The sequence below is a fragment of the Halomonas sp. GT genome, from assembly GCF_002082565.1.
GTDB lineage: Bacteria > Pseudomonadota > Gammaproteobacteria > Pseudomonadales > Halomonadaceae > Vreelandella.
The window spans coordinates 62,788-74,893 of record NZ_CP020562.1 but is presented as its reverse complement, the minus strand read 5'-3'; the positions used below and the strand labels follow the sequence as shown (position 1 = coordinate 74,893).

Annotated in this window: 9 protein-coding genes; 5 read left to right on the top strand and 4 right to left on the bottom strand. The window is 53.0% G+C overall.

The genetic code is table 11. The features are described from left to right. Nucleotides 1–89 precede the first annotated feature (89 nt). The gene (locus B6A39_RS00325; protein ID WP_083000267.1) at nucleotides 90–626 is read right to left on the bottom strand and encodes a gamma carbonic anhydrase family protein; all 537 of its coding nucleotides are present in this window, start codon (nucleotides 624–626) and stop codon (nucleotides 90–92) included. A 43-nt stretch (nucleotides 627–669) separates the two neighbouring features. Continuing rightward, nucleotides 670–2,010 carry a sodium-dependent transporter gene (locus tag B6A39_RS00320; RefSeq protein ID WP_083000265.1) on the bottom strand — a complete coding sequence of 447 codons (1,341 nt, stop codon included), beginning with the start codon at nucleotides 2,008–2,010 and terminating at the stop codon, nucleotides 670–672. 223 nt (nucleotides 2,011–2,233) lie between these two features. Between B6A39_RS00320 and prlC the strand changes: the two genes are divergently transcribed. The 4 genes from prlC to B6A39_RS00300 all read left to right on the top strand — a co-directional run bounded on the left by prlC (nucleotide 2,234) and on the right by B6A39_RS00300 (nucleotide 8,254). Next, nucleotides 2,234–4,282 carry an oligopeptidase A gene (gene prlC / locus B6A39_RS00315; protein WP_083000264.1) on the top strand — a complete coding sequence of 683 codons (2,049 nt, stop codon included), beginning with the start codon at nucleotides 2,234–2,236 and terminating at the stop codon, nucleotides 4,280–4,282. A gap of 62 nt (nucleotides 4,283–4,344) precedes the next feature. After that, nucleotides 4,345–4,596 (top strand): YheV family putative zinc ribbon protein, encoded by a 252-nt coding sequence (locus tag B6A39_RS00310; protein WP_009725002.1) that lies wholly within the window; start codon nucleotides 4,345–4,347, stop codon nucleotides 4,594–4,596. A 381-nt stretch (nucleotides 4,597–4,977) separates the two neighbouring features. Continuing rightward, nucleotides 4,978–5,958 carry a TAXI family TRAP transporter solute-binding subunit gene (locus B6A39_RS00305; protein ID WP_083000262.1) on the top strand — a complete coding sequence of 327 codons (981 nt, stop codon included), beginning with the start codon at nucleotides 4,978–4,980 and terminating at the stop codon, nucleotides 5,956–5,958. A gap of 97 nt (nucleotides 5,959–6,055) precedes the next feature. Next, complete coding sequence (locus B6A39_RS00300; RefSeq protein WP_083000260.1) at nucleotides 6,056–8,254, top strand: TRAP transporter permease; 2,199 nt, start codon at nucleotides 6,056–6,058, stop codon at nucleotides 8,252–8,254. 118 nt (nucleotides 8,255–8,372) lie between these two features. Here the strand turns inward: B6A39_RS00300 and metF are convergent, their stop codons facing one another. Then, nucleotides 8,373–9,215, bottom strand: a complete 843-nt coding sequence (metF, locus tag B6A39_RS00295; RefSeq protein ID WP_038480077.1) for a methylenetetrahydrofolate reductase [NAD(P)H] — start codon at nucleotides 9,213–9,215, stop codon at nucleotides 8,373–8,375. 178 nt (nucleotides 9,216–9,393) lie between these two features. On the opposite strand from metF, the gene B6A39_RS00290 reads away from it, so the two are divergent. After that, nucleotides 9,394–10,332: an AEC family transporter gene (locus tag B6A39_RS00290; RefSeq protein WP_083000257.1), complete on the top strand. Its 939-nt coding sequence runs from the start codon at nucleotides 9,394–9,396 to the stop codon at nucleotides 10,330–10,332. Between the two features lie 5 nt (nucleotides 10,333–10,337). Here B6A39_RS00290 and ligB read toward each other — a convergent pair whose 3' ends face one another. After that, nucleotides 10,338–12,083 carry an NAD-dependent DNA ligase LigB gene (gene ligB / locus B6A39_RS00285; RefSeq protein ID WP_083000254.1) on the bottom strand — a complete coding sequence of 582 codons (1,746 nt, stop codon included), beginning with the start codon at nucleotides 12,081–12,083 and terminating at the stop codon, nucleotides 10,338–10,340. Nucleotides 12,084–12,106: the final 23 nt, after the last annotated feature.

Here is a 12,106-nt window from a genome sequence, read left to right as displayed (position 1 = left end):
ATAAATTACCAGATTTTTGGCTGCCGCAACATGTCTATTTAAGAAAAAAAGAGTGTTAGGCCAACTGCTTAGCGCCTGTATGAAGAAATTTACTGAGCGAGGAACTGATCTTTTAACTTAACGTAGTTACCTGCCGTGTAAGGAAAGAAAGCGCGCTCTTTATCTTTAAGTGGACGCAACGCTTTCGCCGGGTTTCCCGCATATACATGACCGCTTTCCAAACGTTTGCCCGGTGTAACAACTGCGCCAGCCGCAATAATCACCTCATCCTCGACAACTGCTCCATCCATCACAATTGCCCCCATACCCACCAAAATACGGCTACCCAGCGTACAGCCATGCAAAATCGCTTTATGGCCAATGGTGACATCATCACCAATCGTCAGTGGAAAGCCATCAGGATTGAAATCGCTGGCATGGGTAATATGCAGCACGCTGCCATCCTGCACGCTAGTGCGAGCACCAATGCGGATCTGATGCATATCACCCCGGATCACGGTCATCGGCCAGACCGAGCAGTCATCGCCCAGCTCTACATCACCTATTACCACGCTAGCGGGGTCGACATAAACCCGCTTACCAAGGCGAGGCGAAATACCTTGAAATGGTCGTAAGGCATTGCTCATTGCACACTCCTGCTTAACGCTATTGGATTAAAATATTCAAGAACTATAGCAACCCGCCGAGCAATACAATAAACGTCAGCGGAATCGACACCCAGCGGACAATATTACGCCAGAGTGCATAGCCACTCTCCCCAACACCCAATGCCTGTACAACCTGCACGCGGGGCATCACCCAGGCCGCAAAGATAGCAATCAACAGTCCACCCATAGGTAGGAAAATATCGGGCGGAATACTACTAACTAGCTCAAACACATTGCGTCCGAACAACGGCCTGAAATCGGCAAGCGTGGAAAACGAGAACGCCGAAAGCAGCCCTAACAACCATACGCTAAGCGCCACGACGGCCGTTGATATACTGCGACGCCATCCAAGCCCTTGCAGCGTTGCCACCATGGGTTCAGCGAGGTTAATCGCTGAGGTCCAGGTAGCCAATAAGAGCAACAAAAAGAATACACTTAACCAAAATGCTCCCCAAGGCAGCTCAGAAAAAGCAATTGGCAACGTCACAAACATCAACCCTGGGCCGTCAGCAGGGTCCATACCTTGGGCAAATACCACCGAAAAGATTGCAATCCCTGCTAATAAAGCGACGCTGATATCGAGCATTGCAACTGCAAACGCGGCTTTCGGTAGGCTCTGCTCATCAGGCATATAAGCCCCATAAGCCATTAGCGCGCAGGCCCCAACGGCAAGGGTAAAAAACGCATGTCCCATGGCATGCAACACCACTGAGGTCGTTACGTCGCCAAACGACGGTAAAAACAGCCATGAAAGCGCCGTACCAAATCCGTCGGTGGTCGTGGCATAACCAGCCAGTAGCAACAATAAGCCATACAGCAGCGGCATCAATAGGTTGTTCAACCTCTCTAGGCCTTTGGCAACGCCCGCCGCCACTACCGTCATGGTCATAAATAGGAATAACGAGTGGTTAAAAATCAACAGGCCTGGGTTTGCCAGAAACGCATCGAAACCCGCACCTATTTCTGCGGCACTTGCACCATCAAAATTTCCGTTTATTGAAGCGACTAAAAACTCAATCGACCAACCTGACACCACCGAGTAAAACGATAAAATACAGAAGACGGTGAAGGCTCCAAATAAGCCTAACCAGCGCCAGTGCCGAGAAGCGCCGGCTTCTACAGCCAGCCTACTCAGCGCTTGCATAGGCCCCCGTCGCCCAGCCCGGCCAATTAAAATCTCGGCCATCATTACAGGGATACCTAACAGCAGTACAAACGCCACATAGATCAATAGAAATGCCGCACCACCGTTCTCGCCTGCAACATACGGGAAGCGCCAAATATTACCCAACCCAACTGCAGCCCCCGTTACCGCTAAGATGAAGGCTCGCTTTGACCCCCAGCGCTCCAGCGTTTCACTCATCACTTGCTCCTACCATTGGTGGCACTAATTGGCGACACTAAAAGGCGGCAAGACTAGCAGGCGCTTACGCCTAGGCCAAACCCTGGTGTAAGCCACAGTATTCAGCCCAGACATTGAAACACGGCCTCACCGCCCGCACTGTGTCATTATTATTGCGTTTTTATGCGCCACTAACGTATTTAAAAACGTTACGAGTTAAAAAATTAATGCCTACGAGGTGCCTATGTCCCGCAATCCGTTGCTAGAGCCGCATGAGCTTCCCCCTTTCGCTGACATTCGCGCTGAACACGTCGTGCCTGCGGTAGAAACGCTGCTGAATGAAAGCCGGGAAGTCATTGACCGACTCGCTCAACAGGCCGCCACAGTGCCACCACACTGGGATAACTTTGCTGCGCCGCTAGAGGCTGTTAATGACCGGCTTACCCAAGCGTGGTCGCCCATCTCACATCTCAACGGCACGATGAACACCCCCGAACTGCGGGAAGCTTATCAGGCATGCTTGGAACAACTCTCGGCGTTTAGCACCTGGATGGGACAACACGAAGGACTCTTTAAGGGCTGGCAAGCGCTTAAGCAGGGTGATGCATGGGCAAGTCTAACGCCTGCTCAGCAACGCACGGTAGAAAACACTTTACGCGATTTCCGCTTAGCCGGTGTCGATTTACCTGCTGACAAAAAGGCTCGCTACGGCGCGATTCAAGCGCGCCTCTCCACCTTATCCAACCAGTTTTCAAACAACGTGCTCGATGCTACCCAAGCTTGGCATAAGGATATTGACCACCTTGATGCACTTGCTGGCGTTCCGGAAAGCGCCCTTGATACGCTAAAAGCAACCGCCCAGGCAAAAGGCGTCGATGGCTATCGCATCACCCTAGATTTCCCAAGCTTTTTCCCCATTATCAGTTATGTCGATAACCGAGAGTTGCGGCGTGAGGTATACACCGCGTTTGTCACTCGTGCTTCCGATCAAGGCCCAGACACAGGCAAGTTCGATAACGCTCCCGTTCTTGAAGAGATTTTGGCACTCCGCCAAGAGCTCGCCCACTTGCTGGGCTTTAAGACCTACGCCGATTACTCGCTCACCACTAAGATGGCCGATTCTCCCGAGCAGGTGCTTGAGTTTTTGAATGACCTAGCTCGCCGTGCCGTTCCCCAGGCCAAGGAAGAAGTCGCGGAGCTCAGCGACTATGCTCGTGAAGCATTAGGGATTGAAACGCTTGAGCCATGGGATGTGCCCTATGCCAGTGAAAAACTACGCGAGGCACGTCACTCCATCTCACAAGAGCAGCTTCGCCCTTACTTCCCAGCGCCACGGGTGGTGGATGGGCTATTCCAGGTAGTAGAACGTCTTTACGGCGTTCGCGTGGAAGCAGCACCTGATGCGCCTAGCTATCACAACGATGTTCAATACTTCCGCATTACAGAACAAGGTGAGCCGATCGCCGGTTTCTATTTGGACTTGTATGCTCGCGAAAGCAAGCGCGGCGGAGCATGGATGGCCGATTGCCGAGTACGCCGCCAAACTGAAAACGGCCTACAGCTGCCAGTGGCATTTCTGACCTGTAACTTTACCGCCCCAGTGGGCGACAAACCCGCTCTGCTAACCCATGATGAAGTCACCACGCTGTTTCATGAGTTCGGCCATGGCTTGCATCACATGCTGACCAAACAGGACATTGCCGATATCTCTGGCATTAACGGTGTTGCTTGGGATGCGGTTGAACTACCCAGCCAATTCATGGAGAACTACTGCTGGGAACGCGAAGGACTAGACCTGATCGCCAAGCATGTCGATACTGGCGAGCCCCTGCCCGCTGACCTGCTAGCGCGTTTACAGGCTGCCAAAAACTTCCAATCAGCAATGGGAATGGTGCGCCAAATAGAGTTTTCATTATTCGACTTGCGCCTGCACCATGAGCTGGAAGCGCCCAGCGCCAGTGACGTTCAAACGCTATTGGATGACGTACGTAGCCACACCTCGGTCGTGCCGACAGTTGGCTTTAACCGCTTCCAGAATAGCTTTAGCCATATTTTTGCGGGTGGCTATGCGGCGGGCTATTACAGCTACAAATGGGCGGAAGTACTTTCTGCCGATGCTTGGAGCGCGTTCGAGGAGGCAGGGATTTTTGACCCTTCCACTGGCCAACGCTTCCGTCAGGAAATTCTAGAATCAGGCGGCGTGAGGGATGCCGCCGAGCTATTTCGCGCTTTCCGAGGCCGTGAGCCAAGCGTAGAACCATTATTACGCCATAGCGGTATCCGCGCAGCCTGACGTTTATTTTCACTATCACCGGGTGCGGTATCTGTCTTGTTACCGCACCCTTGGAGCCTGTTATGTCGAGTGTGAAACGCTTTATTGCTGGGGTAACCTGCCCACGCTGCGCGGCCATGGACCGGATTCGCGCCTGGGAGCAAAACAACATTCGCTACCGGGAATGCGTTAACTGCGATTTTTTCGAGCAGTTGCCGATTGAAGATGAGGCAGCACCAGAGCTAACTACCCGCGTTAACCAAGTACGCGAAGAGCAAAAAACGCAGGATGTACAGCCCGTACGCATTCTCGACCCTGGCAAACCTAAACGTTAACCACCTATTCCAAGCATTTATGTCACCGCTTTTAATTTAAGCCTCCACCACGCTGGAGGCCAAGCCACTCCTCACTCCTCACTCCTCACTCCTCACTCCTCACTCCTCACTCCTCACTCCTCACTCCTCACTCCTCACTCCTCACTCATGAAAGTGTGCGAAAAACCACACACTAACGAACCTATAGTGTGCGAAACCCCAGACACTTAACGTTTTTTTAGTTTCAACCAAAGTTGAATAAGAGAACTTTAAGCTACTGATTTTAATAATCAGCCCGCCTATTGGCATGACTATCGCTCTATGTAAATTGCTTAAGATAAAGCCACTGGCAGTGCCAGCACGCCAGACGATAATCCCAATAACAGCTTAGGAAATCTCGCCATGCGCAATATGATGCCTAAAACCGTCGCCTTTCTTGCCAGTAGTGCCCTTCTAGCAGCAGGCACTGCCCAAGCAGACCGCTCAGAATGGCCCGATAACTTCACTGTCGGTACCGCCAGTCAAGGCGGCACCTACTTCGTTTATGGCTCAGGCTGGGCTAACTTTATTGCTGATGAGCTAGACGTTTCAGGCGGTGGTGAAGTCACAGGCGGCCCAACTCAAAACCTAGCGCTCGTACACAGCGGCGATATGGCCTTTGGTCTTACCACGATGGGCCCAGCGTCGGATGCTGTTAAGGGTGAAAGTCCACTAGCGCCAGGCCTGGCAATGGACAATGTTTGTGCACTGTTCCCGATGTATGAAACCCCCTTCTCTATTGCCGCTCTTTCGAGCTCAGGCATTGAGTCCATCGCTGACATTCCTGATGGCGCGCGCATCGGGTTCGGCCCAGCAGCTTCTACATCAGACACTTACTTCCCCGCTATCCTCGAAACGCTGGGCGTTGAGTTTGATCGTCGTAATGGCGGCTGGTCTGACTTAGGTGGTCAGCTGCAGGATGGCCTGCTGGATGTGATCGCGTTTGCAGCGGGTATTCCGATTCCGGCCGTTAGCCAACTCGAAGTGCAGACCGATGTGAACATTATTGAGTTTACCGAAGAAGAGATGGCCACCGTCCTGGACGCCTTCCCGGTTGCTGAATTCACTATCCCAGCGAGCACTTACACCACACTGGAAGAAGACGCACGCGCTGTTTCTATGTGGAACTTTGCCATTGCGGGCTGTGATCTGCCGGAAGACTTTATCTATGAAGTCACCAAAGCCACGATGGAAAACAATGACCGTATGCGCTCAGTGCACCGCAGCGCTGAAACCACCATTCCAGAAAACATCGTCCACAACAATGTGCTGCCCTTCCATCCGGGCGCCGCACGCTGGTATGAAGAGAATGGCTACGACATTGATGATGACATGATCAACTAAGCCAAGCCCCTCTTCACGCTGCCCTGTTTTCCGCTGGCCGGATGGGGCAGCGTTCGCTACCGCCTCTTTTTTGCTTTTGCTGTGAGGGTGACCTCTGATGAGTCACAATACCGATCAAGACCCCAACGGCCTCAAGGATGATGCCCAAACTGCTTCATCGATACCCGAGTCAATTGCCGAGGGTGTCGATGAAGAGGTTGTCGAGTCCAACCGCCGTGTGTTTGTTGGCTGGCAGTTTTTTTTGTTTGCTGCACTGGCCATTGGCTATTCAAGCTTCCACCTGTTTTCGCTCAATGTGTACCCGATGGAAACCTGGTCGTTTCGCATTGTACATATCGCTGGTGCGCTCATTTTAGGGTACGGGCTGTTTGCCGGTGCTCGCTTTGCAGAAGATGATCAGCAAGCCTCCCCTGCATGGCTCAAATGGGCCAGCTATGCGCTCTTAGCGCCTGCGATCTATTCACTTATACAAGTCTTTTTGATGCAGCAAACACTCAATGGCGGTGCGATGCGCATTGATCCAAGCATTGAGACACTGCATTACGGCTATCCACTCATAGCCACCACGGCAGCAGCCATTGCCCTGTCTTGGTTCTATCGGCAGGCACGCCACCGCTTTAATCCCGCCGACCTCGTTTTAATGGTGTGTGCCATCGCCAGCGCTGCTTACTTGTTGATGGCCTTTAATACCAATATGCGCATGTCGACAGGCACCTCGTTTGCTCCTCCCGGCATTTCTTGGGCGGCCATTGCGGGCTCACTGCTGATTCTAGAGCTAACTCGTCGGGTGGCTGGTTTAGCATTGGTGGTGATTTCAGCGGTTTTCCTGGTCTATGTCTTTGCTGGCCAGTATCTACCAGGTTTCCTAGGCTACCCAGGTTTATCTGTGCAGCGCTTCTTTAGTCAGGTCTATACCGATGCAGGCATTCTTGGCCCAACGACGGCGGTGTCATCGACCTATATCATTTTGTTTATTATTTTTGCGGCGTTTTTACAGGCCTCGAAAGTAGGTGATTACTTCGTCAACTTCGCATTTGCAGCCGCTGGCCGTGCCCGTGGTGGCCCGGCGAAGGTATCTATTTTTGCTTCCGGCTTAATGGGCATGATCAACGGTACGTCAGCGGGCAACGTGGTATCGACTGGCTCGCTTACCATCCCATTGATGAAAAAAGTCGGCTATCCAGCGCGCAGTGCTGGTGCCATTGAAGCAGCGGCGTCCACGGGTGGTCAGATCATGCCGCCCATCATGGGGGCAGGCGCCTTTATCATGGCGGAAGTCACCGGCATTCCTTATACAGAAATTGCAATTGCGGCGGTCATTCCAGCCATTCTTTACTTCGCCTCTATCTACTTTATGGTGGATTTTGAAGCGGCGCGTAAAGGCATGCGTGGCATGCGTAAAGATGAAATTCCGCTATTCTCCAAACTAGTAAAACAGGTCTACCTATTCGCCCCCATTATCATTCTTATTGTCGCTCTCTTTATGGGCTACTCCGTCATTCGTGCCGGTACACTAGCGACAGCATCAGCGGCAGTTGTCAGTTGGATCTCACCCAATAAAATGGGTATTCGGGCTATTTTGAGAGCACTCCAACTAGCGGGCATAATGTCGATTCAGATCATTGCTGTCTGTGCTTGCGCAGGCCTTATTGTTGGCGTCATATCGCTGACGGGCGTCGGCGCGCGCTTCTCTTCACTGCTGTTAGGCCTTGCAGGGGTTAGCCAGCTATTGGCATTGGTCTTTGCGATGTTGATCAGTATCCTGCTCGGCATGGGCATGCCTACGACGGCAGCCTACGCGGTAGCAGCATCGGTAGTGGCACCCGGCTTGATCAATATCGGTATCGAGCCGCTCGTCGCACACTTCTTTGTGTTCTACTTTGCGGTCGTGTCGGCCATTACGCCGCCAGTGGCGTTAGCATCTTACGCCGCCGCCGGTATTTCTGGGGATAACCCCATGGGCACATCGGTCGCTTCGTTCAAAATTGGTCTTGCTGCATTTATCGTGCCGTTTATGTTCTTCTACAGCCCAGCCATGCTAATGGAAGGCTCCGCGATGCAAATACTGCGTGTCGGTGTGACCGCCACACTGGGGATCATCTTGCTTTCGGGCATGGTGCAAGCATGGTTCTTTGGGCCGGTAAACACCTTACAGCGTGTGGTTATGCTGGTCGGTGCGCTGTTTATGATTTACGGCGGCATTTACAGCGATATTGCTGGCCTGGCCATTGGCGCAGCGCTGTTCATTATGCAGCGTAAACAGCATGGCAATAAGGCGACACCCAGCACCACATGACGGCGCAATCTGCTATTCACTCAACCACTAGCCGTTAATCGCCCAACGAAAACGCCCGCTCGAGTTTTATCGAGCGGGCGTTCTTATTGATCACTAAGCTAGGTTCTTTAAGGGCGTACTAGCCTCTCAGATTATCAACAATTTTCAGTACGGGTGCTGCCTGATTAAGCGTGTAGAAGTGTAGACCAGGCGCACCACCATCAAGTAGGCGCTCACACAAACGGCTAACAACATCCGTACCAAAAGCGGCAATAGCGTCACTATCATCACCATAAGCTTCCAACTGCTTGCGAATCCAACGGGGAATTTCTGCGCCACAAGCATCTGAAAAACGCGCCAATTTGGTGTAGTTAGTAATCGGCATAATGCCTGGAATAATAGGCTGCTCAACACCTAGCGCTCGGGCTTTTTCAACAAAATGGAAGTAGGCATCCGCGGTAAAAAAGTACTGGGTAATGGCCATGTTGGCACCAGCCTTCATTTTACGGGCAAAGTTTTCCACATCCTTATCGAGATTGGGTGCCTGTGGATGAGATTCAGGATAAGCAGCCACCGCAATATCAAAATGGTCACCGGTTTCCGCACGGATAAACTCTACAAGTTCGTTGGCGTAGCGCAACTCACCAATGCTTCCCATGCCCGATGGCATGTCGCCACGTAGCGCCACTAAGCTGTCGACACCCTCTTCACGATACTGCGCTAGCAGGTCGCGCAATTGCGCTTTTTCACTGCCAATGCAGGAAAGGTGTGGCGCTGTCGTAATGCCGCTTTGGCTAACGGTGCGCACAATATCGCGTGTGCGCGCTTGAGTGGAACCACCGGCACCATAAGTGACCGAGAAAAAGCGCGGATGTCGAGCGGCCAGTTCATCGCGCACGTGCATTAACTTCTCTCTTCCCGCATCGGTATTGGGCGGAAAGAATTCAAAGCTAATACCTAACGGGTGCTCTTGACTGCTCATGGGACTTCCTCGCAAAGCGTTAACATCGTGATAATTTAGGTTATTCTCCTCTTTCCGCCGCGCTGGAGCTAATGAAAGATTCCACAGTCGGCCTTTAATTCGGCTCATGTTAGCTATTTACGCAACTACTTAGCTATTCACACAACGACGTCGTCACCTAACGACTCAGGATGCAGAAATGGATTTAGCGCCAAGTGCCCTAATGGGGCCACTGTTGATGTTATTGGGGTTTGTAGGATTGGGGTGGATTGCTGCACAGCGCTTAAAAATCGACCCACGCCCCATCGCCACACTATTGGTATACATGATTGCACCACTCACCATTTTCCGCGCATTAATGAACGGCGGCCCAACACCAGATTATCTACTGTTAACACTGGCGCTGTTCAGCTTGGTGAGCATCATGGCGCTGGCCGTGCGCTGGTTTACCCAGCACCGCTTTGGGCCTCAGGAGGGGGCACTTTTAGCGTTCTCTTCTGGCACTGGCAACACGGGTTACTTTGGCCTGCCTGTGGCGCTAATTTTACTGCCGCCAGAAGGTGTCACGCTTTATCTATTCTGCATGTTAGGGATTAATCTATATGAGTTTACGGTGGGATTTTACTTAAGTGCGCGTGGCCACTTTTCCATTCGCCAAAGTCTGATCAAAATTGCTCGACTGCCGTTGGTCTACGCATTTTTGTCTGCGCTGCTGCTGAGTGCACTCAACGTGACACTTCCCAGCGCACTGATGAACTCGCTTGACGTTTTCCCCGCCACCTACACCCTGCTAGGCATGATGATTATTGGCATGACCCTTAGCCAGGTTACGCTTGATGCTTGGGATTCCCGCTTTGTTGCCACCTGCGTAGGCTTACGTTATCTACTTTGGCCGCTGGTGATGCTAATCGCCGTTTTATTACTTCAAGCCTTGGGCTCGCTTGCACCAGAACTCGGTATGGCGTTGTTACTGTTAGGCGTCGTACCCATGGCCTCTAACGTGGTGGTGGTCGCGATGGAGCTAGGGATTCAACCGCAAAAAGGAGCATTAGCGGTGCTTACCACCACGCTATTAGCGCCATTACTAATTCCTCTCTATCTTCACCTAATGCTGCAACTTACCGGGCTAGGCCTCTGATTGGGTTAAAAGCCTTCAACCCCCGCCAGCTTTAGCTGAGCGGCCATCCGCTGCACGTCTGGATGGCTGAAAAATGCCACCAGCGCGTCAGCACGCACGGAGCCAACGCCGGGTTCGGCTTGCCAATCTGAGTGTGTGTAACCTGCTAACGTATCCCAATCCCCTAGCTGGGCGCTGCCACCTGGTGGTATCCCTAACGCCCCTAACCACTGAGCATAGGAGGCCGCCTGTGCGGCCTGGAACTGAGCGACAAGCGCTGCTGAACGAACGCTTCCCACGCCATGTGCCCGCTGAAGCTGTGCCGGCGTTGTTGCCAGCCAGCCTAGCAGTTCGGTCACAACACCTGCCTCCATAAGCGCTTGCCAGGTGCCCTCTCCCACGCCCTGCATGTTTAACTGATCGCTTAAGAAGCTAAGCCGCGCCAGCAACTGCGCGTCGCACCCCGCGGTGAGTGTAAAACAACTTAATAGGTGATAACGTTCTGGCGAGGGAACGCCAAGGGTCGCTCGCTCGTCGGTTTGCCAAACAACTTCTGTTGCCTGGGGAATGGTGAGACCCGCCAGTGTGATCGCGATATGATCACCCGGGCGCACATCCCATGCTTCCCAGCGCTCTAGAGACCCCAGCGACACACGACTAATACGCCGTCCTTCTAGCGTGATTGGATAAAGCCACAACAGCGGCGTCACGCGCCCTGTTCGGCCAATGCGAAACTCGACGCCACGAACCTGAGCTAACGCCTGCTGAGCGGGATACTTCCACGCAACAGCCCACTCCGGCGGCGATGATGACCAGCGTTGAACCCCAGGGCGTTCGGACTGTTTCAGTACTACTCCATCGGTGGCGAACGGCAATGGGCCGTTAAACCACGTATCGCGCCAGTTGGCGGCGTCATGCTGGGCATTGATAGGGTGGGTGTAATCGGCGGTATCAAAGCCTAACGCGGTCAGTTGGCCTAGCCTTTCATTCATCTCTCTCGGCCCTTCTGGCCAATCCCAGATAAACAGCCCGATACGCTCACGGGTTTGCCGCGAAGGTGATGCCTGAGCCATGGCCCCGGCAACAGCACCTCGCGCGCCAGAGGCGGGACTCTGCGACTGAATATGGCCATTTAATATCCAGTAGAGTTCGCCCTGGAATACGGCGGATAGCGACGTTGGCAGTGTGTTTGGCACGGCGGGAAGCTGCTGTACACGAGCCGTCCAGTTCTGCCCGCGTTCACCGTCACAGCGGCTAACCGCTTCGACCAACACGCCCTCTTCGTAGCGTAGCGTTATCGCGACACCATCGACCTTAGGCTGAATCCAAAGATCGTCCCGGCGGCTAATAAAGCGTCGCACACCGTCATCATCGGCTTTATTCAATCCCGTTTGCGCCACGGGGTGATCTAGAGTGCCAGCGCTACGGGTGACTCTGGTTAGCGGTCGCTGCCGGGCCGCTTCACCCAGGCAGGCTTGCCAGTTTGCTAGCCGAGCGACCGCTTGATCGTAAAGCTCATCATCAATCAGTGACTCGCCCTGATCGTGATAGGCAGTATCCCATCGAGCAATATGCTCAGTCAGTGTTTCGCTCTCTTGCGCTAGCCGTTCACGGGGCCAGTCAGGGCACACATTGGCCTGTGCGGATAAGGTGACACTCGGTAAGCACGCACTTAACAACACTGCGCTTAATAGCGTTGCTCTCCCCAATATTAGTCTCAATAAAGCGGTGATCAGTAGCCAACGCTTGTATGCTTTTCTGTTGGTATCCATACGCTCTCTCTCGGCACCCTGTC